The following is a 25,048-nucleotide window of genomic DNA, read 5'->3' as shown; positions in this document are numbered from 1 at the left end:
TATATGAAGGCTGCCATTATTATCTTGCTTGCGTCCAGGGCCGCTTTTGCGGGGGCTGGCGCATCCTCCATGCCTTCGCTTGAGGTTGATGCTTCCGCCCGCGCCATGGCGCTGGGTGGCGCGTATACCGCTGTGGGCGATGATTCCGTTTCGCTCTTTTACAATCCGGCGGGCATAGCCCGGCTGCCGCGCAGCGATGTCTCGCTTACGCATACCGAATGGATATCCGGCATAAAAAGCGAGTACGGCTCCGCCGCGTTCCCCGTGGGCAACGACGTAACCCTCGGCTGCGCGCTGAACCTGTTTACCATCAGCCCGATGGACAGGACGGACGCCTCCGGAAACACCACAGGCAGTTTCGGAGCGGGGGAATCCAGTTTTATGGCTGCCGCCGCAAAGAATATCGGGCTTAATTTCGCGGTGGGCGCGGCGGTGAAATACATGCGCCAGTCGGTTGACGACGCGGTGGCCAGCGGCTCTGCCATAGATTTGGGAGTGATGGGTTTTTTCGGACATTTGCGCCTTGGCGCGGCGCTGCAGAACGTCGGCCCCGGCATGGCCGTCGGCGACATGACGTTTTCTCTGCCGCTTACAAAACGGGTCGGCGCCTCGCTTAAGCTGGGCGAGTATCTGATGGCTGTGGGTGACTATGTGGAATCAAGCAGCGCGTCCGGCGCGCGCGCCGGCCTGGAATATGCCGTGCGCAATTCTTTCAGCCAGTGGGACAGGCTGCTGCTGCGCGCCGGCTGGCAGGCGGAGGGCGCAGGCTCATCCGGTTCCACCGGGCAATTCGCGCTGGGCGCCGGTTACGAGCGTCCGAACTGGAGGGTTGACTACGGTTTCGCTCCGTGCGGCGATTTGGGCAATGCCCAGAGGATTTCCTTCATGTACCGCTTTGGCGATTTACGCAATACAAGCAGATCCAGCCCCAGCAAAATAAAGAAAGCCGGAAAGTGGATGATGTCGGATGAATATGACCTGGAGGATGAGTAAGCGGCGGTTTGTCCCCCGAACCGGAGTTTTTGCATCCGTCTGAAATCTCTACTCAATCATGCCCGCGAGTTCGTCTACTCCGCTGTTTACGCAGCCCGCGTCGTAGTAGCGCTCCCCGCCCGCAGACGTTGTCCGCGCCGCGCAGGAGTTGAGTTTTGACCGTATCTGCCCGGGTATAAGCCCGGCATACAGCGGAAATTCACGCGCGGCCAGTCGCACCATGCCGGAGATTATGGGGTTGAGGCAGGAGGCTTTGTAATAGCCGCGCCCGCCGGCATTTACGCGGCAGGATTTCATGTCCGCCCGCGCCCCCTCAAAAGCTTCCTGAAAAACCGACTGCGCCGCGCCGCCTGCGGCTGCGGCAGCAAAACCCTCTTCCCCGCCGCCATTATCGCCGGACACGGCCGCGCCGACAACCGCGGGCGGTTCCCCGGTTCTGGAGTCGCTGTAAAACACAAGTGTGGCTATGGCGCCTTCGCAGCGGGCCGAAGCCGCCAGCGCAAGCATAAAAAAGAAAGCGGTCAATATCCTTCCCATAATGCCTCCGTGCGTGTTTGCTGGGATTAGTCTAGCGTGCGAAAAATAGTTGTCAAGGGCCCCGCGGGCCCTCCCCCCCCCCCCCCGCTTTCCCATAGCGCGGATTTCCCGCAGTTGGGCAGCGAAAACCAGGGCGCGGCTGTTTCTGGCACATGGCAGCGAGGATGCGAACGTTCCCGTGGAATCGTTTGATTTTATGGTCTCGGAACTTTCGCGTTCAGGAAGGAAGAATACTACTATCCGCCGCTTTCCGGGACGGGGGCATGATTTGCGCGATTCGCGCGCGCCGGTTTCAGAACCGCCCGGCATCGCCGTATTCCGGGAAATCTTGCGGTGGTTCGCGGAACATCAGGGCAAGCCTGCTCAACCATAGCCCATTTTCCAGTTTGTGAAAACTGGTTCCCATCCCTGCGGGTATGCTTTACCCGGGCCTGAAGAATTTAAGCAGCAGGATAAGACCGGCCAGCAGCAGCAGGATTATTATGGCCCGCCTGGACAGCGCACCCTCCTGCTCCAGGGCCGGCATGGGCATTCCGGTGTTTTGCGACACCACTTTGGCCTTTCTGAGGGATTCCTCGTAAATTCTGCGCGTGTCCGGCGGCATGGCCTCGGGGCTGTCGTAGCCCATGCCGTTGACTGTTATCTTGCTTCCGCCGGCGAGCGTCCCTGCGGAGTCCAAGACATTTCGCACGGTCTGCCGGTAGTGTTCCGGCACCTCTTCCGGCGAGCCGTATTCCTTCCCGTTCACCGTAATCTTCCGCTTGATATTGATATGAAAATCTATTCCCATAACCACCTCCCGAACGCCTCAACAAATATATAAAACGCGGAGTGTCAAAACAAATCCCCCGCACCCTTACGGTCTTGACGCGGCGGGCGGGCAAATGCTACCATCTGTATAAGGAGAGTGGCTGGCAGTTGGAGGCCGCTTTTTTTTTAGCTTGAGCCATGACATATAACACCGATAAGATAGAACAGGCCCTGGCCCCTCTGTTTGACCAGCAGAATATGGAGCTTGTGGATTTGCACATAGCTGGCCACGGGGCGAAGGCGCTGCTCCAGTTTTTCATAGACAGGAAGGACGGGAAACCCGTCTCTATCGGCGATTGTGGGCTGATGAGCGACAAAATCAGCGCTGCCCTGGAAATGGAAAATCTGGTGGAGCGGGCTTATGTGATAGAGGTGTCCTCCCCCGGAGTTGACCGGGCGCTGAAAAAACCGGAGCATTTCATCCGTTTCGCGGGGCAGAGGGTGAAGCTGATACTCCGGCAGCCGGTTGAAAAAAGGGCGTTTTTTACCGGAGTGATAGCCTCCGCCGACGGGGAGAAAATGACGCTCTCCGACGCGGCCAATACATACGTATTCAGTTACGGCGACATAAAGTCGGCGCGGCTGGACCCCGTTCTTGAATTTTAACCTCCGCATTGCGGAAATACTAAGGAGACGGCGATGGAAGACACACAACCCAAAGACCTTGTTACGGCCCTTGAACGGCTGGAGAGGGAGCGCAACATCAAAAAAGAAGAGGTGTTCAAGACCATAGAGGACGCGCTTGTTTCCGCGTTGCGCAAGCATATCGGCAAAAACGCCCAGATTTCCGCCAAGATGGACCCCGAAACCGGCGGCATGAAAGCCTGGCACCGCCTTAAAGTGGTGGAGGCCGTGTCCAGCCCGGAACTGGAAATTGGCTTTGAAAACGCCAAAAAAGCCTCCCCCACCGCGGAGCTTGGCCAGGAAATAGACATCGCGCTGGACATCAACGATTTCTCGCGCATAGCGGCGCAAATCGCCAAGCAGGTGCTTATCCAGAAAGTGCGCGACATAGAGCGCGACAATCTTTACCGCGAATACAAGCCGCGCGAGGGCGAGGTTATCACCGGCATGGTGCGCCGCTTCAGCGACCGCGACATAGTGGTTGACATCGGCAAGGCCGAGGCGCTGCTTCCCTATTGCGAGCAGATTCGCAAGGAACGCTACGCCCCCAACAGCAGGGTGAAAGCCGTGATTCTGCGCGTGCTGGCCCAGAAGGACTTGATGACATCGGACGACCCGGCAATGGGCCGCTACCGCTCCGCCGTGTCCCGCATGGACAGGACGCAGCGCGGGCCTTACATAATACTTTCCCGTTCGGCGCCGCTTTTCCTGACCCGGCTGTTTGAAGTGGAAGTGCCGGAAATCAACGACAGGCTGGTGGAGCTTGTCTCCATAGAGCGCGACGCCGGGTTCCGCTCCAAGGTGGTGGTGCGCGGCGCGGATTCCAAGGTGGACCCCATCGGCGCCTGCGTCGGCATGCGCGGCATGAGAATACGCGCGGTTACCAACGAGCTTAGCGGCGAGCGCATAGATCTTATCTCCTGGAGCCCGGACACCGCCCAGATGATAACCAACGCCATGTCGCCCGCGAAGGTTTCCTCCGTGCGCGCGCTGGACAAGGAAACCAAGCGCGCGCTGATTGTAGTGCCGGACGACCAGCTTGCCGTCGCCATAGGCAAGGACTGGCAGAATATCAAGCTCGCCTCCAAAATAACCGGCTGGGAGCTTGATGTCAAAAGCGAGTCCCAGGTGCAGGAAGAAGGCCGCAAAGTCCAGCAGGCCGCAGCCAACGACCTTACCGGAATAGACGGCATAGGCCCCAAGACGGCGGAGCTGCTGATAAAGGCCGGCATCACCGATATAGTCAAAATAGCCTCGCTTACGCCGGAGCATTTGTCCACGCTGCAGGGCGTGGGCGCCAAGACGGCGGCCAAGATAATACAGGGCGCCCGCAAGTACGTGCAGGAAAAGGGCCTTGCCCCCCAGACGGAAGCCAGCCAGACTGCGGCGGACGCTTCCGGCGAAACCAATTCCCCCGCAGAGGAGACCAGCAGCAATGACAACACCGAAACCGTCCAAACCGGCGTCAAAACCGAAGAAAGCGGCAGTTAAACCGGCGGAAAAAACCGCCGCTGCGCAGGATGCCGAAGCCGCCGAGGTTAAAAAGAAAAAGACGGTTTCCGCAGTAAAAAAAACCGCCGCAAAAAAACCGGCTGTAGATGGCGCCAAATCCGCGTCCAAACGCAAGGCCGCCCCTAAAAAGGCCGTTGCGGAGGAAACGGGACAGAAGCCGGAAATCCCGGCCCATAAAGTTGAAATTTCTGCCGCCGCGCCGGTCGCGCACAAGGCGGAGGTTCATGCTCCTGCCGCTCCGGCGGCGCAGCAGCCGGCCAGTCCGGTTCATGCCGCGCATCCGGCGGCTCCTCACCAGATTCACCAGGCCGCGCCTAAACCGGCGGCTGTTCCCCCGGTCACGCACAAGGCGGAGGCTCATGCCCCCGCCGCTCCGGCGGCGCAGCAGCCTCATGCCGCGGCTCCGGCCAGTCCGGCCGCGCAGCCTGCGGTTCCGGCGGCAAAGCCGCAGCAGGCGCAGCCCGCTCCGGTAAAACCGGCGGCTGCCCCGGCTCCGGCGCAGCCCGCGCCGGCCACGCCGGTCGCCCAGCCTGCGGCAGCGCCGCAGGCGGCGCAGCCCGTGAAACCGGCCCAGCCCGCAGCCCCGCCAAAACCGGCCAAGCCGGTCATAAAAATCATCGGCCAGCCCACGGTGCGCGAGCTTGCCGAGAAAATGGGCATAAAGGTTACCGACTTTATAAAGAAGCTGATGACAATGGGCGTCTACGCCACAATCAATCAGCGGCTGGAAAGCGAACTGGCAGAGCTTGTAGCCGGCGAAATGGGCTTTCAGCTTGAAATCGCGCAGATGTTTGCGGAAAACAAGCTGGAAACCGTCGGCAAGGACGCCGACAAGCCCGAATCGCTTAAGCCGCGCCCGCCGGTGGTAACCATAATGGGCCATGTGGACCACGGCAAAACCAGCCTGCTGGACGCCATACGGAAATCCGACCTCTGTTCTCTGGAATCCGGCGCGATAACCCAGCACATAGGCGCCTACAAGGTTTGCCATCCGAAAGGCGATATAGTGTTTCTGGACACCCCGGGCCACGAGGCGTTCACCGCCATGCGCTCCCGCGGGGCGCAGGCCACGGATATCGTCATACTGGTGGTTTCCGCCACCGACGGCGTCATGCCCCAGACGGTGGAGGCTATAGACCACGCCAAGGCAGCCGGCGCGCCCATAATAGTGGCGGTCAACAAGATAGACCTGCCGGGCGCAAATCCCGCCAAAATCCGGCAGGAACTGGCGCAGCACGGCCTTCTGTCCGAGGAGTGGCAGGGCAAGAGCATATTCGTTGACATCTCGGCCAAGAAGAAGCTCAACATAGACAAACTGCTGGATATGATTCTGCTCCAGGCCGAGTTGATGGAGCTTAAAGCCAACCCGGACAAGCCGGGCATTGCCACCGTGGTGGAGGCAAAACGCGACTCCAAGCGCGGCGTCGTCGCCACAGTGCTGGTCAAGGCAGGCACGCTTCGCGTCGGCGACCCGTTCATAGTCGGCTCCACCTACGGCAAAGTGCGCGCCATGGTGGACGAGCACGGCGTCAGGCTGGACGGCATCAAACCCTCCATGCCCGCGGAGGTGCTGGGTTTTACAGGGGAGCCGCCCCTCGCAGGCGACATGCTGCATGTGGTTGAATCCGAGCGCGAAGCGCGCCAGATAGCCGAGCAGCGCCAGCGCGCCGCTCGCGAGGCCACCATAGCCCATCAGAAGCATGTTACGCTGCTGGGACTGCATTCCCAGGTGGCATCCCGCAAGCTGAAAACGCTGCAAATCATTCTGAAGGCGGACGTGCAGGGTTCCATACAGGCTATACGCGATTCGCTGGAGCGGCTGGGCAACGAAGAGGTGGAAATCAAGATAATCCACTCCGGCGCGGGCAATGTGAACGAATCCGACATACTGCTGGCCAAGGCCAGCGACGCCGTGGTGCTGGCCTTCCGCGTGGATACAGAATCCAACGCCAGCTTCGAGGCCGACCGCGCGGGCATAGAAATCCGCAGCTACGACATCATCTACAGCCTGCTGGACCAGGTAAGGGCCGCCATGGAAGGCCTGCTGGAGCCCGACATCGTGGAAGTCCCGACCGGCAAAGCCGAGGTGCGCCAGGCATTCAGCCTCAGTTCCGGCGCAATCGCGGGCTCGTTTGTGCTGGAAGGGAAAATGGTGCGCGGCGCCGATGCGCGCGTTCTGCGCGCCGGCAAGCCGGTGCATCGCGGCAAGATATCCGGCCTCAAGCGGTTCAAGGAAGACGTCAAGGAAGTCGAGAAGGGCTTTGAATGCGGCATACTGGTGGATGGCTACCGCGACATCAAGCCCGGCGACATTGTGGAACCCTACGAGAAGAAAACGGTTCTGCGCACCATGGACGGCCCCAAGTGAACAACCGCCGCGAGCGGATTGCGGAACTGCTCAAAACCGAGATAGCCTCCGTGCTGGTCAAATCGCGCTGCACGGGGATAATAACGGTTACCTGCGTGAAGGTCTCCGCCAGCCTTGAGGATGCGACCGTCTATTATTCCGCGCTGGGCGGCCAGGCGGAGCGCGAAGCGGCGGACCTGGTGTTTCGCAGACTCAAGCGGGAAATTCTCCTGGTGCTGCGGTCCCGGCTGCATATGCGGCGGCTGCCCATGCTGGATTTCCGTTTTGACCCCACGCCCGCCAGCGCGGCGCGCGTGGAAAACATTCTGAACCTGATTGCCATGGAAAAAGATGGGCGAGACGAAAAAAACCCCGGCTGAACTGCCGCTTTCCGCGCTGGCGGAGACGCTGAAAAAATACGATTCTTTTTTTCTCGCCGGGCATCAGAACCCGGACGGGGACACCATCGGCTGCATGCTGTGCATGGCCTCGGTGCTGCGGCGTTTCGGCAAAAAGTCCTGGCTCTACAGCGCGGACCCGGTGCCGGACAACCTCAGCTTTCTTCACGGCGCGTCGCGCATTCATGCGGGCAAGCTGCCTTCAAAGCGCAATTACGACGCCGCCATCCTGATAGAATGCTCCACCCCCTCGCGCGCGGGCAATATACGGGAAGTCCTCTCCCGCGTGAAAGCGGTTGTGAACATAGACCATCACCGCACCTTTGAAAATTACGGCACGGTAAACTACGTAGACCCTGCGGCCTCCTCCACGGCGGAGCTGCTTTACGGCATAATATCCGCCATGGGGATAAAAATCAGCGCGCGCGAGGCGGAATATCTCTACGTCGGCCTGGCCACGGACACGGGGCGTTTCCATTATCCCTCCACCACCGCGCGCGCGCATACGGTTGCCGCCGCGCTGCTGGAAACCGGTTTCAAACCCTGGAAGGTAAACGACAGGGTTTACGGCACCCGCGCCTATCCCGCGCTCAAATTGCTGGGCGCGGCCCTCTCCAGGCTGGAGATGCTGGACGGCGGGCGCACCGCATTTTCTTTTCTTACGCGGCAGGACATCGCCGCCGCCAGGGCGCTGCCCCAGCATACCGAGGATATAGTCAACTACGGCCTGATGGTGCCGGGCGCGCAGGTGTCCGTATTGCTGCGCGAGGAAGAGTCCCGCCTTGCCGTGAATCTGCGCTCCAAGGGCCATGTGGACGTAAGCAAGCTTGCCAAGCTTTTCGGCGGGGGCGGCCACCGCAACGCGGCGGGCTGCAAATCCCAGCTTTCGCTTTCGGAAATGAAGAACAGAATGCTCGCCGCCGTAAAAGCCGCTTATGAACACGCCGGCAAAACCGCCGCCGCCACAAAACGGGGCCGCTGAAATCTCCGGCGTGCTGCTGGTGGACAAGCCTTCCGGCTGGACCTCTCATGACGCCGTGATGGTGGCAAGGCGCGCGCTGGGAATGCGGCGCATAGGCCATACCGGCACTCTGGACCCGGCAGCCACCGGGCTGCTTGTGCTGCTGGCCGGCGGTGCAACGCGGTTGCAAAGCCGTTTCCAGCAGGCGGGAAAGACTTACAGCGGGACCATGCTCTTTGGCGCCACCACCGACACCTGGGACGCCGACGGCAGCATAACAAAGGTTTCCCCCCTCCCGCCGGTTGCGCCGGAAAGTTTTGTTGAGGCGGCGCGCTCGCTTGCCGGGGAGATAACGCAGCCTGTCCCCCCCTATTCCGCCGTCAAGTTTCATGGGGAGCCGCTGCACCGCATAGCCCGCCGCGGCGGGCAGCTGCCGGAGCAGATGCTGCGCCGGATTACTATTTACGGATGGGACAGCCTTGAATGGCGCGCGCCGGAGCTGGCTTTCACGGTAAGATGCTCCGGCGGGACGTATGTGCGCTCTCTTGCGCAAATGCTGGGCGAAAAATTCGGCTGCGGCGCGCATCTGAAATCATTGCGCCGGCTGGAGGCGGGCGGGTTCCGCGTTGACGGCGCCATCCCCGCCGATGCGCTTAAAACCATTGGCAGGGACGAGCTTTATGCGCGCCTGCTGCCGGTTGAAAATTTATGAGGAATTTCATAGCGGTAGGCACTTTTGACGGCGTGCACCTGGGCCACCGGGAGGTTATAGCCGAGCTTTCAGCCCGCGCGCGCGCCTCCGGGATGAAAAGCCTTGCCGTCTATTTCCCCATTCCGCCCAAGGCGTTTCTGTCCGGCAAGCCGGAGCAGAGCATGATAACCCTGCCCGGCGAGCGCGGCGCGCTGCTGAAGCAATGCGGCGCGGATGCCGCCGTCTCGCTGGAGTTTACGCGCGGGCTTGCCGCCATGTCGTGCGAACGGTTCCTGGACGAGGTGCTTGTTAAAAAACTGCGCGCCGGCGGCATTCTTGCCGGTCAGGATTTCGCCTTCGGCGCCGGCCGGCAGGGGCATGTGAACTGGCTGCGGCGGGAATGCGAGACGCGCGGCATAGAGCTTGTGGTGCTGCATTTTGTAAAGGCCCAGGGCCATAAAATCTCCTCCACCCAGATACGGCAATACCTGCACGAGGGGCTTGTGGAGGAGGCGGCGGAACTGCTGGGCCGTCCGTATTCGCTGAAAGGGACGGTGGTGCGCGGCAAGGGGCTTGGCCGCAAGCTGGGATACCCGACCGCCAATCTGGACGCGGGCGCCTGCAAGATACTGCCGCGCGGCGTGTTCGCGGTGCATGCCAACGTGCGCGGCGAGCGGTTCAACGCAGTGGCCAACATAGGTTTTCGCCCGACGGTCAATCCCATACACTCGCATATCCCGCTGTGCGAGGTGCACATACTGGATTTCATGCGCGATATTTACGACGAGGAAGTGGAAATAGATTTTTCCGCCAAAATCCGCAACGAGGCCAAGTTCTATAATCTCAGCGAGCTTGTCTCCGGCATAAAAGCCGACATCTCCGCCGTCCGCCAACTGCTGCATTGCCGTGCGGGATAGCCTCCGCGTTTCCCGGCAGGAAACCGGCTATTCCAGAAGTTTCACGGCCAGACGGTGCAAATCCTCATTTGCCAATGCCAAAACCTTTTTTTTCACTGCGCGGGAAAAATACTCTTTTTCGGTTTTTGTCAGCTTCTCGCCGCGCAATTTTTTGAAGAACAGCTCTTTCTGCCTGGCGGTGAATATCTGCGACAGGGCATATTCAACGCTGAAATCGCTTCTGGCGGACAAGACATCGGCTATTTGTCCGGCTTTGTTTGCGTAATATGCGCCGAAAACCGTCTTTAGCTTTTCCGGCGGGAAATTGTAGTTGCCTATTTCTATGGCGGCGCCATTTTTGAAGTTGGCCAGATATTTCCGCTGTTCGGGATGGGCCGCCCAGGCGAATTTGATTCCGGCGGCATTGTAAAGCGCTGCGGACATGAGAAAAAGCTTTTCCGCCAGCTTTCGTTCCGCCGGACTGCTCATCTGCGCCTTCAGCCGCGCAAGGCTGAACCCGCCTTTTTCGGCGGCATTGGCAAGCATTACCGGGAAGCCCTCCCAAAGACGCGGATTGCGGCTTCTTATGATTTCCGCCAAAGCGCGGCAAACGTTTGTTTCGGTTTGCGCCTGATACAGCGGAAACCCCAGTGCTTCGGCTTTTTTCAGCAGCTCGTTATTCTTCATATAAGTTTCCTGCGTCTAATGTTTTCCCTGAAGGCGTTGAAATTTGCATTGGCCTTGTCCTCAAATACGCTGTATGACGCGGTTTCACGGAAACGCCCCTCAAGCCTGGCCCAGTCTATTTTCTTTCCGGCCGTCTTAAGCAGGCCGGCGCAATCCTCAATATCAACGCCGGAAGCCCGGAACAGCTTTGTGATTATGATGTCGTATGGGTTGAGAATGCCGATATAGATACGCGCAAATTCCCTGAACAGCGTATTATTTCCGCTTTTAAGCGGGGATTCCAGCAAATCCGTTTGATATACCCTGCTTCCGGGGTAGAGGTCAAAAATAAAACCGCCGTCCCTCTTCCAGCCGAACTCGGAAATGTTGGCATATCCCATATCGGCCAGCGTTGCCGCCAGGTATCGGTATTCGCTTTCATTCGGCACGATGAAGTCAATATCTTTGGTGGATTCTTTGATTTCGAGCAGCGTCATCGCCGTGCCGCCGCAGGCTATCAGATGGACGCGCCTTCTGAAAAAGGCATTCCATGCGCCCATTGTCTCAATCAGTCCGTCTTTATCTATTCTGTATTTATTCATACAACTATATGTACGATTCCGTACAATATATTGTATATCGCCATACAGCAAAATGCAACCGAAATTCTATTCAGGCAAGTCTAATGGCAAACCGCTATGGCATGCCGAATCTTTTCTCTGGCTTGGCACGGCATATCCTGACAGGGGAGAGTTCGTTACGATGTCAGGAGAACAAAAGCAGGCATAATCAGATGAATGCGCCGGGGCGGCGCGGGAGGAAAACGCCTTCGGGGGCGGCGGAGACGGGGGCGCCGTTTCTGGCGGCGATTTCCCCCCGCAAAATCACCGTTTCCGCCCAGCCTTTGAGTTTCATGCCCTGATACGGGTTCCAGTCGCAATTGGTTTGCATGGCGGCATGGTCAACGGCCTTGACGTTTTTCGTGTCCAGTATGGCAAGGTCGGCGTCCGCGCCGGGGCGTATTGCGCCTTTGCGGGGATAGAGCCCCATGATTTTTGCGGGATTGAGGCTCAGCATCCGCGTCATTTCCAGAAGCGAAATGCGGTTTTTGAGGACGCCCAGCGTGTATATCAGCGGAATAGAGGTTTCCACTCCCGGAATGCCGAACGGGATTCTTGAGAAATCGCCGCGCCAGCGGTTTTTCTGCGACGAGTTGAAAGTGCAGGAATCGGTGGCTATAGTTGAAACCGCGCCTTCCTTGAGCGCCTGCCACAAAAGCGCGGAGTCTTTTTTTGTTTTGACCTGCGGGCAGGTGGCGTAAAAATGGCCGTTTTTTCCAAGCAGGGCGGACTGGTCAAGCGCGAGATACTGCGGGCAGGTTTCGCCCATCGCGTGTATTCCGGCGGCGCGGGCCGCCGTTATAATCCGCGCCGACCTGCCTGCCGAAAGATGCACGAAATACACTTTCGCCCCCGCAGCCTCCGCCCAGACAAGCGCGCGCTGCACCGCCTCCCATTCGCTGAAATCCGGTCTTGAGCGCACAAAGCCGCGCATCCCCTCTCCGGCGTGTTTTGCGGAGAGATGTCGTATTATCCCGTCGGATTCCGCGTGAAGGCATAGTGTCGCGCCGCAGGCTTTGGCGGCCAGCATGGCCTCGTGCAAATCCGCGTCGCCGGACTGCATTCCGCGCTCGCCGTAAATCATGAACATCTTGAAGGAGGGAATCCCCATGCGGCACAACGTCTTCATCTGCCGGGCGGGGTTTTTAAGTTTTGTCCAGGACGGGATTATGCAGTGCAGCGAATAGTCGCAGCGCATTTTGCCGCGCATTTTCGCAAGCCGCGCCCGCGCGGCGCGCTCCAGCCCGATGCCCGGCGGCTGGGTGGTGTAATCTATGACTGTTGTAACCCCGCCGGCGATGGCCGCGTGCGAGCCCGACGAAAAATCATCGCTTGTTGTGATATCTCCGGCGGGAAGGCTGAAATGGACATGCGCGTCTATGACGCCGGGAATTACGGTTTTTCCCCGCGCGTCTATAACGATGTCCGCTTTTGGCGCGTGTTTTGAAGGAGGGCGCACCGCCGAGATTTTGCCGTTTTCTATGAAGACATCCGCGCGGATTGCCGAGTTTTCCGCAACGACCAGCCCGCCGGTTACGGCAAGCCGCTTCACTTGGGCGGGGTTCCGGCGGCGGCGCGGTCTATCAGGTAGGCAACCAGGGTTACGCCGCCTAGCACCGCGGCGTAGACGGTGATGAGCGAGAGCATGTAATCCGCATAGCCGTGCAGCGCGTCCATCACAAACTGCCAGGCCAGCACCAGAGCGGCCAGACCCCATGCCACCCGCACCATTTTTCTGATTGCTTTGCGCATAACGCTATACCATTGTGGCGGTAACACGCAGCACCTCGGATATGGTGGTCTGCCCGTTCCAGGCCTTGAACATGCCGTCCATCAGAAGCGTGCGCATTCCGTTCTGTATGGCGGTGCGGCGGATAATGTCCGTGGAGCTGTGCTCCAGCACATGCTTGCGCAACTGCTCGTTCATGAGCATGATTTCAAATATGCCCACCCGTCCGGAAAATCCTGTGTTGCGGCAGGCGGGGCAGCCGCGCTCCTGCCGGAATTTGCCGCCGGGGGTGAGCAGTATGTCGCGCACCACCTTGCCTTCGGACGGCTCCAGCGTCTTTACAAATTCGTCAACGGCTGTTTGCGGCGGGGGCAGGCATTCCATGGCGCATTGCGGGCAGATTTTGCGCACCAGCCGCTGCGCCATGGAGCCTATCATGGAAGACGCTATCAGAAAAGGCGGCGTTCCCATTTCAAAAAGCCGCTCCACCACGCCGGGGGCGCTGATTGTGTGCAGGGTGGTGAATATCAGATGCCCGGTGAGGGCGGCGCGCATGCTGATTTCCGCCGTTTCGTGGTCGCGCGTTTCTCCCACCATTATGATATTGGGGTCCTGGCGCAGTATGGTGCGCAGACCCTCGCTCCACACAAAACCGCTTTTGTAATTGATTTGCGCCTGGTTGATTCCTTCCAGCCGGTACTCCACCGGGTCTTCCAGCGTGAGGATGTTTATCATCGGCGAGTTGATGGTTTTGAGCATGGCATACAACGTGGTTGTCTTGCCGCTGCCGGTGGAGCCGGTGACGAAAAATATCCCGTAGGGGTTGTGGATGACGCTCTTTATGGTCTCCAGCGAATCCTCGGCTATGCCGAGCTGGTCCAGGTTGAGTCCCATCTGCGTCCTGTCCAGCACGCGCAGAACCAGCTTTTCACCGTTTATGGTCGGAATCGCGGAAAGGCGCACCTGTATGGGCCTGCCGGAGAGGATTTTCTGAAATCTCCCCTCCTCCGCGCGGTAGGTGGCGGGCGGTTCCGGATCAAACCCGGCCAGCACGCGCAGCCGCTGGGTTATGGGTATGTTCTGGTTGCGCGGCAGTATAAGCGCGTCCTGCAGAATTCCGTCCACGCGGAAGCGGATGCGCAGGTTGTTTCCGTGGTACTCGAAATGAACGTCGCTTGAGCGGTTGGCCACGGCCTCTTCAAGGATAAGGTCGCTTATTTGTATGGCGAGGTCTATGGCCGGCGTGCGCGCCGAGTTGCGCATGAGGACGTTGAACCGCTCCTCAAGCTGTTGCTTCTGCGCCGGCATCGGCTTGGGCTGCTGGGAGTACGGCTGCAAGCTGGGCGGCGGCTGCGGTACGGCGGGGCACGCCGGAAGCGCCGGCTGCTGCGGCATGGGCGCCGGCGCGGCCTGTGTTTCCGGTTTGCTGGAATTCCAGAAAGCCATTCTGACCTCCGAGCCTGCTGAAAACTGTATGCCACCGGGAGGAGTTGAACCTCCGACCTAACGCTTATGAAACGTCCGCTCTACCGCTGAGCTACGGTGGCATTTGCGCGGACCGGTTTCTCCGCCGCGTGATACTGGGGCGGAAAGCGCAGTATTTGAATAATTCTAACAAAAAGCGGCGCATTTTTTCTAGAATATTTTATATGGAGCGCAAATCGGCGGAACTGCACAGGTTTTACGGCGGGAAAACGGAAATGTCCCCGAAGGCGCCCGTCCGCTCCGCAGGGGATTTTTCGGACTGGTACACCCCCGGAGTGGGCCAGGTGGTGGAAGAGGTGATGAAGGATGCCTCGCTTTCCTGGCAGTATACCAGCCGCGCCAACACCATAGCGATAATTTCCGACGGGACCCGCGTTCTGGGCTACGGCAAGGCCGGCCCGCACGCCGCGCTGACCGTGATGGAAGGCAAGGCGATGATGTTCAAATATCTGGGCGGGGTGGACGCGGTGCCGCTGTGCATAAACGTTCCCGCCAGCCGTGCGGTGATAGATTTCGCCAGAATGGCGGCCCCCTCCTTCGGCGGCATAAATCTTGAGGATATCGCCTCCCCCGCGTGCTATACCGTGCTGTCGCGGCTGCGCGCCTCGCTGCCGATACCGGTGTGGCACGACGACGCGCAGGGAACAGCCACGGTGTGTCTGGCCGGAATGCTCAACGCGCTGGAGCTTACCGGGCGGACTATCGGGACCGCCAAAATCGCGCTTATAGGCGCGGGGGCGGCCAATTCCAGCACGGCGCGGCTGCTTATAACCGCCGGCGCGGAGCCTAAAAACCTGGTGCTGGTGGACAAGCTGGGTGCGCTGCACCGCAGGCGGCACGACCTTACTCCCGTGCCGGTGCTAAAGCGGCTTTGCGCCGTCACAAACGGCGGGCAGATTACCGGCGGCGCGGAGGAAGCTCTGCGCGGGGCGGATGCGGTAATTGCGGCGGCGGCCTGCGGCCCCGGCGTCATAAAGCCGCAATGGATTTCGTACATGGCAAGAAATCCGGTGGTGTTTGCGCTTGCCAACCCGGTTCCCGAAATAATGCCGGATGAGGCCGCCGCGGCGGGCGCGGCGGTGGTGGCCACCGGACGCGGGGATTTCCCGAACCAGGTCAACAACTGCCTGGCGTTTCCGGCGGTGTGGCGGGGCGTGCTGGACGCGCGCGCGTCCGGAATTTCCGATTCCATGTGCGTCTCCGCCGCAAAAGCAATAGCCGCTTTCGCACGGAACAAGGGCCTGCGCAGGGACCGCATTGTCCCCTCCGTTGACGATGCCGACTGTTTTGCGCGCTGCGCCGCCGCCGTAGCGGCGAAGGCAGCGGAGGAGGGGCTCGCCCAAAATCCGCAGCCGGAAGGCTGGTATTACGACCGCGCCGCGCAGCTTATCGCCCGCGCCCGTAAAGAGACCGAAGTGAAAATGAAATCCGGCGTGATAGCCGCTCCGCCGCCGTTGCAGTAGAACTCCAAAAAATCTAGACTGCTGATGTTCCGTTAGGGGCGCTGCGCCTTTGGGCGCGGCTGAGAATGCACCCTCGCACCTGAACCGGGTAATGCCGGCGTAGGAAAACGGAGTAGGTTTGAAGGCCGTTTTCCCTTTTGCGGGAAAACGGCTTTTTTGCGTTTTGCGCTGCCCCTTTATCAAGGAGATTGCAAATGAAATATACAGACGAGTTTGCGCGAAGGGAAATTTTCTCCGGGCGGGCGGTGATGACGGCCAATCCGAATCACAAGGGGGTTAATCCCTGCGTGATAGGCGCCGCGTTCGGCTGCAAGGTGAATGTGAATCTGGGCGCGTCTGCGGGGCGCTCCGGCTGGAAGGCGGAAAAGGCCAAGCTGCGCATTGCCCTTGAATGCGGGGCGGACACCGTGATGGACCTGTCCACCGGCTGCGACCTGAAGCTGATGCGGCGGATGATGCTGGAGAATTCTCCGGTTCCGGTCGGCACCGTGCCGGTGTATGAGGCGCTGGCGCGCGCCGGCTCGCCTGAAAATCTGACGGAGCAGCTGATTCTGGACGTAATAGAGGAACAGGCCGAACAGGGCGTGGATTTCATGACCGTGCACAGCGGGCTGCTGCTGGAGCATCTGCCCCACGCGGAGAAAAGGATTACCGGCATAGTCTCGCGCGGCGGGGCGATACTGGCGCGGCACATGCGCGGCAAAAACAGGCAGAACCCGTTTTACTCGGCCTTTGACCGGATTTGCGAAATAGCGCGGCGGCGCCGCGTCTGCCTCAGCTTGGGCGACGGGCTGCGCCCCGGCTGCCTTGCCGACGCCTGCGACAAAGCCCAGTTTGCCGAGCTTGAAACGTTGGGCGGGCTTGTCCTGCGCGCGCGGCGGGCGGGCGCGCAGGTTATGGTGGAGGGGCCGGGGCATATTCCCATGCACAAGGTGGCTATGAATGTGCGCAAGGCGGACAAAATCTGCCGCGGCGCGCCGTTTTACGTGCTGGGGCCGCTGGTGACGGACATTGCCCCCGGCTACGACCATATCACTTCCGCCATCGGGGCGGCTCTGGCGGCCCGGGAGGGCGCGTCGCTGCTGTGCTGCGTTACTCCGCGCGAGCATCTGGGCCTTCCCGACGAGGCGGACATAAGGCAGGGCGTAATCGCCTACAAAATCGCGGCCCACGCAGCCGACATCGCGCGCGGCGTTCCGCATGCGCGCGAGCGGGACGATGAAATGTCCAAAGCCCGCTTTGCCTTTGACTGGGAGAGGCAGTTCTCCCTCGCGCTGGACCCGGAAACAGCACGCGCCATGCGCGCCGCTCCGCCGGGAGACGGCGAATGCTGCACCATGTGCGGTCCGGATTTCTGCGCGATGAGGCTCTACAGGAGGAAAAATGATAACGCCGCAAACGATAATGCGCGATGCGCGCGAAATACGCCGCGCCGGACCGCTGATACACAACATCACTAACTACGTCGCTATGAATTTCACCGCCAACGCGCTGCTGGCCGTGGGCGCCTCGCCGGTGATGGCGCATGCCTGCGGGGAAGCGGCGGAGATGGCGTCGCTGGCGTCGGCGCTGGTCATAAATATCGGAACGTTAAGCCCGGACTGGGTTTGCGCCATGGAAAAAGCGCGCGATGCCGCCGCCCGCAAAAAAATTCCCGTGCTGCTTGACCCGGTGGGCGCAGGGGCCACCGCCTATCGCACCGAAACCGCCGCCGGGCTGCTTGCGCGCGGCGTAACGGCGGTGCGAGCCAACGGTTCCGAGACAATGGCGCTTGCCGGGGCGTATGTCCGCACAAAAGGGGTGGATTCAACCGCCCCGTCGCGCGGCGCGCTTGAGGCGGCGGTTTCGCTGCTGGGAAGGGGCGCGGCTGTTGCGGTTGTAAGCGGGGAGACGGATTATATCGCCGGCTCCGGCGGGATTGTCGCCATAAAAAACGGCCATCCCGTGATGGCGCGGGTTACCGCCATGGGGTGCGCGGCCTCGGCAATAGCGGGCGCGTTTATGGCGGTCAACGGCGACCCCGCGCAGGCCTGCGCGCATGCGATGGCGGTTATGGGCATGGCCGGTGAAATCGCGGCTGAGAATTCGCGCGGTCCCGGCTCTTTCCAGGCGGCTTTTCTTGACGCGCTGCACAGTATTGGCGAAAAGGATATGGAGCGTCTCCGTGTTGAAGAGAAAACCGGATTTGCGGCTTTGCCTTGTAACTGACCGTCCGCTCTGCCTGGGCAGGCCGCTTTTGCCGCTGATTTGCGCGGCGGTGAAAGGGGGCGTCGGCATCGTGCAGTTGCGCGAAAAAAACTGCGCGACGCGCGATTTCATCGCCCTTGCGCGCGCAGTGAAGGCGGCTGTCAAAGTTTCTCTTATAATAAACGACAGGGCTGATGTCGCCCTTGCCTGCGGCGCGGACGGGCTGCATATCGGGCAGGGGGATATTCCTTATGCCGACGCGCGCCGTCTGCTGGGGCCGCGCGCCATTATAGGCCTTACGGTTGACACTCCGGCCCAGGTCCGCGCGGCGGAAAAACTTGACGCCGATTATCTGGGCATAAGCCCGGTATTCTGCACCGCGACAAAGAAAACGGTTTCACCGCCATGGGGGGCGGAGGGAGTGCAGCGGCTGCGCGCCATGTCGCGCCACAGGCTTGTGGCCATAGGCGGCATCAACGTGCGGAACGCGGCGGCGGCTGTCTGCGCCGGCGCGGACGGGGTTGCCGTGGTTTCCGCGATATGCTCGGCGGAAAACCCGCGGCGCGCAGCCGCCGGAATTTTGAAGGAAGTAAGGACAGGTTTATGCCTAAGAAATGCTTCCGGGCGCTGACAATCGCCGGCTCCGACAGCGGCGGCGGCGCGGGCATACAGGCGGATATAAAGGTGTTCTCCGCGCTGGGCTGCCATGGCGCGTCCGCAATTACCGCCGTTACCGCGCAGAACACATGCGGCATACGCGCCGCCGGGGAAGTTCCGCCACGGCTGGTCGCTCTCCAGATTGAGGCCGTGCTGGAGGATATCGGCGCGGACGCCGTGAAAACCGGAATGCTCTGCGATGCCGCGACCGTGAAAGCCGTTTCCGCCGCGCTTTTGAAATTCAGGCAGAAGCGGATTGTGGTTGACCCGGTTTTATCCGCCAAGGACGGCGCCACGCTGCTTGAGAAATCCGCAATCCCTGCGCTGATGAAAAATCTGTTCCCCCTTGCCGCCTTAATCACGCCGAATATCCCGGAGGCGGAATTTCTGTCCGGCGTCAAAATAAGCTGCCGCACGGACATGGAGAAGGCGGGCGGTATTCTGCTTGGGCGCGGCCCCGGGGCCGTGCTGGTAAAAGGCGGACATGCGCCGGGCCGGGCTTGCGACGACGTTCTGCTTCTGCCGGGCAAAACGCTCTGGCTTTGCGGACCCCGAATACGCACCAGAAACACGCATGGCACGGGCTGCCTGCTGTCGGCGGCGATAACGGCGTATCTGGCGCGCGGCATGTGCGTAAAGCGGGCCGTCATTCTGGCAAAACGCTATCTGACAGCGGCACTGCAATTCGGAGCGGAGCGCAGGATAGGCGGCGGCGCCGGCCCGGCGAATATCTCCTCAAAAAATTTCTGCTGAGGGCGTCCGTGAAGGCGTGCTTTCAGGCCGGAAAAGCCGGGGCGGCGTCTGGGTCCTCTGGCTCATTCGCCTCGGCCTGTAATTTTGAATAATTTACCTGGAAACTGCTTTTGGCAGCCTATAACAGGAGAGGAAAATGGACAATGTAACGAGTGTGTCTGTCATGGACTGTTGCGGCGCTGGGGGCTTTGCCCGGCGTACATTTCCGGTGTATCTCCGGGCATGGCATCGCGTAAGACATGCGTTCGGCGTATTGCCGATTGTTGCGGCGATCTGTCTTTGCGCGCATGGCGCCGCCAAAGCCGGGACGGCGCCGGCATTGCCGCCCGCCGCCCGCGAGATAGCGGTTCCCATGCCCTTGCAGCGCGAAGCGCAGGACGAAACGCGCCTGTCAAGTCCCGACGGGGAAAGCGACAGGGCGGAAAAGGAAAGGAAATTCGCCGAGAAGTTTTCCCGCGCAGCCGAAAAGACTTACCGGCAGTATCCGAACCAGATCACTCTGCATATTCTCAATTCGCCGCAAGGACTGGATTGGAGCAACGCGACAGCCGTCTTTAAAAGTTATACCGCCAATGTAATGGCCGGATCGCATGCGGTCGGGCATGTGGCGTTCGAGATAAGCTGCGTCTCCGACTCCGGACGGAAGACCATTGTTACCGGACAGACCGACGGCGAAAACAATAAGGAGTATCTGTACATGTGGTGGCACAATAAGGGCTACAACGTGTTTTTCGGATATGTGCCGGGCGCGATGCAGACCCGCGAGCAGGTTGAAGCGGAGTTCGGCGACGTCTCTGGTGAAAAGGGCAGAACGGCCTTTGCGACATTTCTGGTTTCGCCGCAATCGTGCGCGGAGGCGGCGCGTTTTGTGGAAACCTATAAAAGCGAGAAAGTTTACGCGCGCTTCGGCATCAACCAGCGGCCGCTTCATAAGGAAGGCGCGTGCTGCGCCAATCTGGCGGCGGCCGTGCTGCGCGTGGCCGGCGTTACGGACCATGACAAGGACTGGAGCAGAACCTTCTATGTTCCCCTGAGCCTTGTAGACATGACGCTGCCGAGGGAACCGTCCATTATCGACGAACTGGGACTGTATGACTGGACCGTTAAGCCGTCAGAAGCGTATCGCGTGCTTCATTTTTTTGACCCGGACCTGTTCCATCGCTGGACCACGTCCAACCGGTCCGCAAAGCAAGTGAACGGACATGCGACTGGCGGATATAAGATAGGCCGCGCGCCAGGGCTCGTGCTGGATTACAGGGGCTCCGTCCCCACCTCCTGGTGGCTGAGCGATTAGTTCTTCCCTGTTGCGGGACGGATATGCGGCGGATGGCTTTCAGCCATCCGCCGTTTCGCTTCCCGCGGTAACCTGAAAATTTCAGTTGGCCGCGGGATTCGGCGAAAAATCGCTTCATACTGCCTTCGCAAAATTATCCTTTCGTGCTGTGAAGCGCGCGCGAATAATTTTTTCCGGCATTATTTTGCGCTTTTTCGCCTCGGTCCCCGCGGCCAACTGAAACTTTCAAGTTATTGATGTCTGCATAAATAAAAGCCTATGCGAAGGCCCGAATTCAGGCCGCGCGCTAGGCGCGGCTGCGCCGCTGTGCTGTCCGCACTGCAAACAGCCGCAACGACGCGCGCGGCCTGAAGGCGGGCCTCCCCGAAGGGGCCGAGCCGCTTTCGGGCTGCAACCGCGTCGCCAAAGGCCGGACATACGAACAGTATGTCCAGCCTTTGGCTTCTTGTTTCGCCGCGAAATCGGCTCAGTCGCATAGGCTTTTATTTATGCAGACATCAATAGCTGCTAGAGATTTTCAGGTAATTTGAGAATGGGATTTTTTGGAGGGGATGGGGTGTTGTATTGGGGAAACGGGGGGATTTAACGGGAAAATGTGGTTTGAGAAAAATTGCCGGAATTACCGGATTTTTACCAACTGGTTTGAGAAAAACGACCCGTTAGGGGGCTAAAACGGGCTTCCGGCGGGGCGGTTTGTATTGGGGGAAAGCGGGAAACGGAAGGAAACGGTAATTTGGGAAATGCACCTATGGGGGTCAGATTGCACCATAGGCTTGGGTGCATGCACACAAGGGGGTACCGGATGGCTGAAAACGGGTTTATTTTTAGGGTTATCCACAGGCTTGAGGCCATATATTTTTTGCGTCAAAAAGGGAGCCTCGGCGTGTAGGCCGGAGGGGCGCAGGGCGGCTTGTTTTGAGCGGAAATTATCTGATAAATATGGCAGGTAGAGACGCCCAGCCGCAGCGCCAGTTCCGGCACGTTGCGGCCATTGAAATGACTGCGGACATACCGCGTCCGCGCGGCTTTAAGCCCATCCGGCGCGATATAAAGCTCAACGCCGGGCAACCGGTTGAGCAGGGCGAGCAGCACGGCGCGCCCGCAGCGTTTATAAATATAGCGCGCTTTTTCCGGCAGGGCGGCCAGGGCTTTTTTGCGCGGAAAATTCGGGCGCAAAACAGCGACATCCACCGTTTGCGGACCGATGTATATCGGCACTTTCGGCAGGTTCTCCAACAAGGAAAACAGAACAGCCGGGCCGCAAGTGTCATAAATATCCCAGAGCGTATCCGGCAGCAGTTCCGAAACCTCATCGCGCGTCATGCCTTTTAGAAGCTCGCGCAGCCACTCGTAGTTTCCCATATAGCCTCGTCAGCGGCAATTTTAGAGCCTGTTCATAATCTCCATATTCTGCTGCAAGCGTCGCTTTTGCCACTGATACTTCGCGGTCTTCGGCTTACAGGCCTTGCGGGCCTGCTCGCCTCAGCCCGCTGCGTCTCAGTGGCAAAATCGCCACTTTCGCTACGAAAGAGAGATTATGAACATGCTCTTATTGCCAGACGGGGAATCGCTCCCCGTTTCGGCTTGTCAGTTTTCCTTCCTGCCGTCAATTTCGGCCAGCAGGGCGTTGACCAGTTTGTCTATATCGCTATCAACGGATTTTACGAGGACAGCGTCGCCGCTTTCTTTGACTTCCACGCCCAGCTTTTTTAGCTCGGCGGCGGTAAGGTTTGACAGCGCGGTTTTGAGCAGCCGCTCTTCGGACTTGATGAGCGAGTCCGCCTGCTCCGGCAGGTATTTGCGGACGAGCGAGATTACCTTGTCCTCGTCCTCGTATCTGATGGAGCCTTTCTGCTTCTGGAAGCCGAACTTTATCCCGTGCATGGTGAGGGAGCGGGGCTGCTCAAAAAGCGCAGGGCTGGCCTCTATGGCGGCGCGCAGTTCGGTCTCCTTTTCCGACGCGGATACGGCGGCCTGCTTGATGCCGGGCAGATGCTCTTTTTTGAGCGCGGCCACGCCGGCCTCGTACTGGCGCAGCCGTTCGGTTACGCGGGCGCGCCGGTCGGCGTATTGCTTGACCAGCGATTCTATCTCAGACAGGGACATACATCCTCCTTTGATTGCGATGATTCTGCGCGGTGAATTTCCACTTCCACGTATATAAGGAACAGGAACAGCAGGATAAACAGCGCCAGCGCCGCCCTGGCCAGACCAAGCCACTCGTCGGACTGCCGCGCGGGTTTGGGCTGGCGTTGCATTTCCATGAGCGTGTGGTCGTTCATATCACACCTCGTCGGCGGAACGGGTCGCGCGGATGGCTGCCAACGCTTTTTTTTGCGCTTCAGTCAGCTTTTCACCTTTCGGACCTTTGAGGCTGTCCGGCGCGCCGCTCAATCCAGCCGCCGCCTTTTTTTTGGCATACCAGTTCCGCATATATTCGGCTTTTCTGGTCCTGGCGTCCTCCGGCGAAAGTTTTTGCCTGGCTTTTCTGCGCGCACGGGCAGCCACAGGAGCAGCCGGCTTCGCCGGTTCAGCCGCCGGCGCCGGGGTTTCGGGGGCGGCGGGCTGCGTTTCGCCCCGCAAATCCGCCAGCAGTTCGCCTGCGGCATTTTCAACCAGCGACATTACGATGGCTGACAGAATATCCTTGAGTTTTTGGGTCAAGCTTTTCCTCCGGGTTTCATCGCTTTCAGCGCCTCCACGATTTTGCCGACCTGCCAGTATTGCACGTCCTCAATCTTTGCGGCTCCGAAGCGGGTCAGAAACGAGTTCAGCGCAGCCGCGCGCTCCGCCATATTTGACGCGCGGGAGACTCCGGCCCACATCGCCTCAACCATGCGGAGCTGGCGCGGCGTGGCCATGTTGCGGCGTCCGGCGAGGTTTTCGTATTTGCGCGCAGGGCGCGTCCAGACTTGCCGGTTTTCCGCGTTTTTCTGCAGGGTCCAGATAAGCTGGTCCGCTCCGTCGGAAGTTAGCTGCGTTGAGGAGCGAACATGATAATCGCCCAGCATTGAGCGGTACGCGCTATCGGGCAGGCCCAATCTGGACTTGAGCGTGTGAATCAGTTTTATCTGCTGGGGCGAAACGCGGCTGCTGTCAGTTTGCATTGAGACCTCCCTTTGCGTTTTTGCAGTTGCGGCAGGCGATATAGAGCCGCAGCTTGTCGGGATTGCTGACCATACCGGCGGCGCGGGTGCGCGCGAACGCGGCATGTTCCCGGCAGGCATGAGGCGAGACCACGCCCAGCACCGGGCAGGCCGCCAGGCCGCGCGCGAACCACGAGATAAGCCGCTTGCCGCTGATTTTGCTTTTCCCGGAGGCGATATTGCTTGCGGTGCAGACCGAGACGCCGAACTCCCGCGCGGCGGCGCGCACGCCGCGCAGCGCCGCATAGTCGCGGATGCGGGCGACGGCCTCTTCCCGCGAGCAGGGCGCGCCGTAGGCGTTGAGCAGCCTGCCGGTCATGCCTGCCCCCTGTCGGAATGGCCGCGCAGTTCCGGCGGCAGTTGCGGGCCGGTGTCCTGGACAAGCCGGAACTTTGACACAGGGCGTCCGCGCCGGGCGCGCGCCTCCACACCCTCTTTGCGCGCGTAGCCGCGCCGCACAAGGCATTTAACGAAGGCTTCCGCCTCGCCGCGCGGTTCCGACCGATGACAGGTCTTCCAGGCTGAACAGTTGCAACCCGCGCGCGACGCGCCACATGCGCTCGCGCGGGGAAAGCGAAAGGCCGCCGCTCATTTCGCGCCTCCGAGATGCGCCGCCGTAACTTCCTTGAGCGAGTTCGCGCGGGCGATATGCTCGGCGCGGTAGAGCGCCATCACCACCTGCCGGAACCGGCGGGCCTGAACGTGCAGATAATCCACCGCGTCGACGGAGAGCTTCACCTCGCAAAGCTGTTCCGCTATCAGCCGCACATCGGCCAGCGACAATTCGCGGAAATGCACGATTTCCGAGAACCGGTCGCAGATATGCTTGTAGCGCGCCAGCTTTTTTTCCGCGCCGTTCATGCCAAGCATGACGATAGGCGCGCCGCTGGAATCGTGCAGGTCGCGCAATGTTTCAATAAGGCGCGGGTCGCGCACGAGGAAATCCACCTCGTCTACCAGCACCATGCGGGGGCGTTCCTTGAGGTTCGCCTGGCACTGGCGGAACAACTCCGACGCGCGGCGGGCAGGCTCCTCGCCCAGTTCCGCCGCCAGTTCCTCAAGCAGCCAGCGCGGCGTCATAACCGCTTTGGCGCGGATGTAGACGGCGTCCTCGTTGGCGGCGGTCCACCAGACGGCGGCGCGGCTTTTGCCGAGGCCCGGCTCGCCATAAGCGAGTGCCATACCCGGCACGCCGGAGGCGCGGTCTTTGAGCCGGTTCATCGCGCCCGCGAACGCGGCCACATTGGCGGTTTTGACATAGACATTTTTCATTCTCTCT

General features: G+C 60.2%; 30 protein-coding genes, 1 tRNA gene and 1 riboswitch. Of the genes, 14 read left to right on the top strand and 17 right to left on the bottom strand.

Going from position 1 to position 25,048, the window contains the following annotated elements; genetic code table 11:
- The first annotated feature begins 3 nt into the window (after positions 1 to 3).
- Positions 4 to 993, top strand: coding sequence for a PorV/PorQ family protein (locus WC421_03090; GenBank protein MFA5161207.1), 990 nt, complete (start codon positions 4 to 6; stop codon positions 991 to 993).
- A gap of 48 nt (positions 994 to 1,041) precedes the next feature.
- On the opposite strand, the gene WC421_03085 is transcribed toward WC421_03090, so the two are convergent.
- Together WC421_03085 and WC421_03080 are read right to left on the bottom strand one after the other, a co-directional pair.
- Positions 1,042 to 1,530 carry a hypothetical protein gene (locus WC421_03085; GenBank protein MFA5161206.1) on the bottom strand — a complete coding sequence of 163 codons (489 nt, stop codon included), beginning with the start codon at positions 1,528 to 1,530 and terminating at the stop codon, positions 1,042 to 1,044.
- 421 nt (positions 1,531 to 1,951) lie between these two features.
- Positions 1,952 to 2,320: a hypothetical protein gene (locus WC421_03080; protein ID MFA5161205.1), complete on the bottom strand. Its 369-nt coding sequence runs from the start codon at positions 2,318 to 2,320 to the stop codon at positions 1,952 to 1,954.
- Between the two features lie 158 nt (positions 2,321 to 2,478).
- Here WC421_03080 and rimP point away from each other — a divergent pair, with 158 nt between their 5' ends.
- Genes rimP through ribF form a run of 7 tightly spaced genes read left to right on the top strand, consistent with a single transcriptional unit; the run spans position 2,479 to position 9,790 of the window.
- Entirely contained in the window at positions 2,479 to 2,946 is a 468-nt protein-coding gene (gene rimP, locus WC421_03075; protein MFA5161204.1) for a ribosome maturation factor RimP, read from the top strand.
- Between the two features lie 33 nt (positions 2,947 to 2,979).
- Positions 2,980 to 4,455, top strand: coding sequence for a transcription termination/antitermination protein NusA (locus WC421_03070; protein ID MFA5161203.1), 1,476 nt, complete (start codon positions 2,980 to 2,982; stop codon positions 4,453 to 4,455).
- Positions 4,400 to 6,844 carry a translation initiation factor IF-2 gene (infB, locus tag WC421_03065; GenBank protein ID MFA5161202.1) on the top strand — a complete coding sequence of 815 codons (2,445 nt, stop codon included), beginning with the start codon at positions 4,400 to 4,402 and terminating at the stop codon, positions 6,842 to 6,844. The genes WC421_03070 and infB overlap by 56 nt, the downstream gene beginning before the upstream one ends.
- Positions 6,841 to 7,203, top strand: a complete 363-nt coding sequence (locus WC421_03060; protein MFA5161201.1) for a ribosome-binding factor A — start codon at positions 6,841 to 6,843, stop codon at positions 7,201 to 7,203. Before infB ends, WC421_03060 begins: the two co-directional genes overlap by 4 nt.
- Positions 7,175 to 8,203, top strand: coding sequence for a bifunctional oligoribonuclease/PAP phosphatase NrnA (locus WC421_03055; GenBank protein MFA5161200.1), 1,029 nt, complete (start codon positions 7,175 to 7,177; stop codon positions 8,201 to 8,203). Before WC421_03060 ends, WC421_03055 begins: the two co-directional genes overlap by 29 nt.
- On the top strand, positions 8,157 to 8,894 hold the full coding sequence (truB, locus tag WC421_03050) for a tRNA pseudouridine(55) synthase TruB (protein MFA5161199.1): 738 nt from the start codon (positions 8,157 to 8,159) through the stop codon (positions 8,892 to 8,894). Before WC421_03055 ends, truB begins: the two co-directional genes overlap by 47 nt.
- Positions 8,891 to 9,790, top strand: coding sequence for a riboflavin biosynthesis protein RibF (gene ribF / locus WC421_03045; GenBank protein ID MFA5161198.1), 900 nt, complete (start codon positions 8,891 to 8,893; stop codon positions 9,788 to 9,790). The genes truB and ribF overlap by 4 nt, the downstream gene beginning before the upstream one ends.
- Positions 9,791 to 9,817: 27 nt before the next feature.
- Here the strand turns inward: ribF and WC421_03040 are convergent, their stop codons facing one another.
- The 6 genes from WC421_03040 to WC421_03015 form a co-directional block, all read right to left on the bottom strand.
- Positions 9,818 to 10,456, bottom strand: coding sequence for a hypothetical protein (locus tag WC421_03040; GenBank protein ID MFA5161197.1), 639 nt, complete (start codon positions 10,454 to 10,456; stop codon positions 9,818 to 9,820).
- Positions 10,453 to 11,037: a DUF6036 family nucleotidyltransferase gene (locus tag WC421_03035; protein ID MFA5161196.1), complete on the bottom strand. Its 585-nt coding sequence runs from the start codon at positions 11,035 to 11,037 to the stop codon at positions 10,453 to 10,455. Before WC421_03035 ends, WC421_03040 begins: the two co-directional genes overlap by 4 nt.
- Before the next feature lie 187 nt (positions 11,038 to 11,224).
- Complete coding sequence (gene hydA / locus WC421_03030; protein ID MFA5161195.1) at positions 11,225 to 12,607, bottom strand: dihydropyrimidinase; 1,383 nt, start codon at positions 12,605 to 12,607, stop codon at positions 11,225 to 11,227.
- On the bottom strand, positions 12,604 to 12,807 hold the full coding sequence (locus WC421_03025; protein ID MFA5161194.1) for a hypothetical protein: 204 nt from the start codon (positions 12,805 to 12,807) through the stop codon (positions 12,604 to 12,606). The genes hydA and WC421_03025 overlap by 4 nt, the downstream gene beginning before the upstream one ends.
- A gap of 4 nt (positions 12,808 to 12,811) precedes the next feature.
- Entirely contained in the window at positions 12,812 to 14,230 is a 1,419-nt protein-coding gene (locus WC421_03020) for an ATPase, T2SS/T4P/T4SS family (GenBank protein MFA5161193.1), read from the bottom strand.
- A gap of 29 nt (positions 14,231 to 14,259) precedes the next feature.
- Positions 14,260 to 14,331: transfer RNA gene (locus WC421_03015), tRNA-Met, on the bottom strand.
- Positions 14,332 to 14,433: 102 nt separating this feature from the next.
- On the opposite strand from WC421_03015, the gene WC421_03010 reads away from it, so the two are divergent.
- The 6 genes from WC421_03010 to WC421_02985 all read left to right on the top strand — a co-directional run bounded on the left by WC421_03010 (position 14,434) and on the right by WC421_02985 (position 20,623).
- Positions 14,434 to 15,732 (top strand): malic enzyme-like NAD(P)-binding protein, encoded by a 1,299-nt coding sequence (locus WC421_03010; protein ID MFA5161192.1) that lies wholly within the window; start codon positions 14,434 to 14,436, stop codon positions 15,730 to 15,732.
- Between the two features lie 24 nt (positions 15,733 to 15,756).
- A riboswitch (TPP riboswitch) is annotated at positions 15,757 to 15,855 on the top strand.
- A 71-nt stretch (positions 15,856 to 15,926) separates the two neighbouring features.
- Positions 15,927 to 17,192 (top strand): phosphomethylpyrimidine synthase ThiC, encoded by a 1,266-nt coding sequence (thiC, locus tag WC421_03005; protein ID MFA5161191.1) that lies wholly within the window; start codon positions 15,927 to 15,929, stop codon positions 17,190 to 17,192.
- Positions 17,116 to 17,940, top strand: a complete 825-nt coding sequence (gene thiM / locus WC421_03000) for a hydroxyethylthiazole kinase (GenBank protein MFA5161190.1) — start codon at positions 17,116 to 17,118, stop codon at positions 17,938 to 17,940. The genes thiC and thiM overlap by 77 nt, the downstream gene beginning before the upstream one ends.
- Positions 17,900 to 18,550 (top strand): thiamine phosphate synthase, encoded by a 651-nt coding sequence (thiE, locus tag WC421_02995; protein ID MFA5161189.1) that lies wholly within the window; start codon positions 17,900 to 17,902, stop codon positions 18,548 to 18,550. The genes thiM and thiE overlap by 41 nt, the downstream gene beginning before the upstream one ends.
- The gene (gene thiD, locus WC421_02990) at positions 18,523 to 19,329 is read left to right on the top strand and encodes a bifunctional hydroxymethylpyrimidine kinase/phosphomethylpyrimidine kinase (GenBank protein MFA5161188.1); all 807 of its coding nucleotides are present in this window, start codon (positions 18,523 to 18,525) and stop codon (positions 19,327 to 19,329) included. The genes thiE and thiD overlap by 28 nt, the downstream gene beginning before the upstream one ends.
- Before the next feature lie 136 nt (positions 19,330 to 19,465).
- Positions 19,466 to 20,623, top strand: a complete 1,158-nt coding sequence (locus WC421_02985) for a hypothetical protein (protein ID MFA5161187.1) — start codon at positions 19,466 to 19,468, stop codon at positions 20,621 to 20,623.
- Positions 20,624 to 21,487: 864 nt separating this feature from the next.
- Here WC421_02985 and WC421_02980 read toward each other — a convergent pair.
- From WC421_02980 to WC421_02940, 9 genes are all read right to left on the bottom strand, one after another.
- On the bottom strand, positions 21,488 to 21,985 hold the full coding sequence (locus WC421_02980; GenBank protein ID MFA5161186.1) for a Mor transcription activator family protein: 498 nt from the start codon (positions 21,983 to 21,985) through the stop codon (positions 21,488 to 21,490).
- A 225-nt stretch (positions 21,986 to 22,210) separates the two neighbouring features.
- Positions 22,211 to 22,729 (bottom strand): host-nuclease inhibitor Gam family protein, encoded by a 519-nt coding sequence (locus tag WC421_02975; protein ID MFA5161185.1) that lies wholly within the window; start codon positions 22,727 to 22,729, stop codon positions 22,211 to 22,213.
- Positions 22,711 to 22,905 (bottom strand): hypothetical protein, encoded by a 195-nt coding sequence (locus tag WC421_02970; GenBank protein MFA5161184.1) that lies wholly within the window; start codon positions 22,903 to 22,905, stop codon positions 22,711 to 22,713. Before WC421_02970 ends, WC421_02975 begins: the two co-directional genes overlap by 19 nt.
- A gap of 1 nt (position 22,906) precedes the next feature.
- Positions 22,907 to 23,287 carry a hypothetical protein gene (locus WC421_02965; protein ID MFA5161183.1) on the bottom strand — a complete coding sequence of 127 codons (381 nt, stop codon included), beginning with the start codon at positions 23,285 to 23,287 and terminating at the stop codon, positions 22,907 to 22,909.
- On the bottom strand, positions 23,284 to 23,730 hold the full coding sequence (locus tag WC421_02960) for a phage protein GemA/Gp16 family protein (protein MFA5161182.1): 447 nt from the start codon (positions 23,728 to 23,730) through the stop codon (positions 23,284 to 23,286). The genes WC421_02965 and WC421_02960 overlap by 4 nt, the downstream gene beginning before the upstream one ends.
- Positions 23,720 to 24,088, bottom strand: coding sequence for a hypothetical protein (locus tag WC421_02955; GenBank protein MFA5161181.1), 369 nt, complete (start codon positions 24,086 to 24,088; stop codon positions 23,720 to 23,722). Before WC421_02955 ends, WC421_02960 begins: the two co-directional genes overlap by 11 nt.
- On the bottom strand, positions 24,085 to 24,228 hold the full coding sequence (locus tag WC421_02950) for a hypothetical protein (protein ID MFA5161180.1): 144 nt from the start codon (positions 24,226 to 24,228) through the stop codon (positions 24,085 to 24,087). The genes WC421_02955 and WC421_02950 overlap by 4 nt, the downstream gene beginning before the upstream one ends.
- A 7-nt stretch (positions 24,229 to 24,235) precedes the next feature.
- The gene (locus tag WC421_02945) at positions 24,236 to 24,361 is read right to left on the bottom strand and encodes a hypothetical protein (GenBank protein ID MFA5161179.1); all 126 of its coding nucleotides are present in this window, start codon (positions 24,359 to 24,361) and stop codon (positions 24,236 to 24,238) included.
- Positions 24,358 to 25,041: an ATP-binding protein gene (locus tag WC421_02940; protein ID MFA5161178.1), complete on the bottom strand. Its 684-nt coding sequence runs from the start codon at positions 25,039 to 25,041 to the stop codon at positions 24,358 to 24,360. Before WC421_02940 ends, WC421_02945 begins: the two co-directional genes overlap by 4 nt.
- Positions 25,042 to 25,048 lie beyond the last annotated feature (7 nt).

It is taken from the genome of Elusimicrobiales bacterium (assembly GCA_041651175.1).
Taxonomy (GTDB): Bacteria; Elusimicrobiota; Elusimicrobia; order Elusimicrobiales; family Elusimicrobiaceae; genus JAQTYB01.
Note: the sequence above shows the minus strand (reverse complement) of the source record. Positions and strands in the feature narration are given on the sequence as shown.

What these genes read in the sequence shown, in the direction of transcription:
- WC421_03055 (MFA5161200.1), top strand. Translation starts at nt 7,175, where the DNA reads ATGGGCGAGACGAAAAAAACCCCGGCTGAACTGCCGCTTTCCGCGCTG.
- WC421_02975 (MFA5161185.1), bottom strand. Translation starts at nt 22,729, where the DNA reads ATGTCCCTGTCTGAGATAGAATCGCTGGTCAAGCAATACGCCGACCGG.
- WC421_03080 (MFA5161205.1), bottom strand. Translation starts at nt 2,320, where the DNA reads ATGGGAATAGATTTTCATATCAATATCAAGCGGAAGATTACGGTGAAC.
- rimP (MFA5161204.1), top strand. Translation starts at nt 2,479, where the DNA reads ATGACATATAACACCGATAAGATAGAACAGGCCCTGGCCCCTCTGTTT.
- WC421_03090 (MFA5161207.1), top strand. Translation starts at nt 4, where the DNA reads ATGAAGGCTGCCATTATTATCTTGCTTGCGTCCAGGGCCGCTTTTGCG.
- WC421_03035 (MFA5161196.1), bottom strand. Translation starts at nt 11,037, where the DNA reads ATGAATAAATACAGAATAGATAAAGACGGACTGATTGAGACAATGGGC.
- WC421_03085 (MFA5161206.1), bottom strand. Translation starts at nt 1,530, where the DNA reads ATGGGAAGGATATTGACCGCTTTCTTTTTTATGCTTGCGCTGGCGGCT.
- thiC (MFA5161191.1), top strand. Translation starts at nt 15,927, where the DNA reads ATGAAATATACAGACGAGTTTGCGCGAAGGGAAATTTTCTCCGGGCGG.
- WC421_03010 (MFA5161192.1), top strand. Translation starts at nt 14,434, where the DNA reads ATGGAGCGCAAATCGGCGGAACTGCACAGGTTTTACGGCGGGAAAACG.
- ribF (MFA5161198.1), top strand. Translation starts at nt 8,891, where the DNA reads ATGAGGAATTTCATAGCGGTAGGCACTTTTGACGGCGTGCACCTGGGC.
- WC421_02955 (MFA5161181.1), bottom strand. Translation starts at nt 24,088, where the DNA reads ATGACCGGCAGGCTGCTCAACGCCTACGGCGCGCCCTGCTCGCGGGAA.
- WC421_02960 (MFA5161182.1), bottom strand. Translation starts at nt 23,730, where the DNA reads ATGCAAACTGACAGCAGCCGCGTTTCGCCCCAGCAGATAAAACTGATT.
- infB (MFA5161202.1), top strand. Translation starts at nt 4,400, where the DNA reads ATGACAACACCGAAACCGTCCAAACCGGCGTCAAAACCGAAGAAAGCG.
- thiD (MFA5161188.1), top strand. Translation starts at nt 18,523, where the DNA reads ATGCCTAAGAAATGCTTCCGGGCGCTGACAATCGCCGGCTCCGACAGC.
- WC421_02940 (MFA5161178.1), bottom strand. Translation starts at nt 25,041, where the DNA reads ATGAAAAATGTCTATGTCAAAACCGCCAATGTGGCCGCGTTCGCGGGC.
- thiM (MFA5161190.1), top strand. Translation starts at nt 17,116, where the DNA reads ATGATAACGCCGCAAACGATAATGCGCGATGCGCGCGAAATACGCCGC.
- WC421_02945 (MFA5161179.1), bottom strand. Translation starts at nt 24,361, where the DNA reads ATGAGCGGCGGCCTTTCGCTTTCCCCGCGCGAGCGCATGTGGCGCGTC.
- WC421_03025 (MFA5161194.1), bottom strand. Translation starts at nt 12,807, where the DNA reads ATGCGCAAAGCAATCAGAAAAATGGTGCGGGTGGCATGGGGTCTGGCC.
- WC421_02985 (MFA5161187.1), top strand. Translation starts at nt 19,466, where the DNA reads ATGGACAATGTAACGAGTGTGTCTGTCATGGACTGTTGCGGCGCTGGG.
- WC421_03070 (MFA5161203.1), top strand. Translation starts at nt 2,980, where the DNA reads ATGGAAGACACACAACCCAAAGACCTTGTTACGGCCCTTGAACGGCTG.
- WC421_03040 (MFA5161197.1), bottom strand. Translation starts at nt 10,456, where the DNA reads ATGAAGAATAACGAGCTGCTGAAAAAAGCCGAAGCACTGGGGTTTCCG.
- truB (MFA5161199.1), top strand. Translation starts at nt 8,157, where the DNA reads ATGAACACGCCGGCAAAACCGCCGCCGCCACAAAACGGGGCCGCTGAA.
- WC421_02970 (MFA5161184.1), bottom strand. Translation starts at nt 22,905, where the DNA reads ATGAACGACCACACGCTCATGGAAATGCAACGCCAGCCCAAACCCGCG.
- WC421_03020 (MFA5161193.1), bottom strand. Translation starts at nt 14,230, where the DNA reads ATGGCTTTCTGGAATTCCAGCAAACCGGAAACACAGGCCGCGCCGGCG.
- WC421_02980 (MFA5161186.1), bottom strand. Translation starts at nt 21,985, where the DNA reads ATGGGAAACTACGAGTGGCTGCGCGAGCTTCTAAAAGGCATGACGCGC.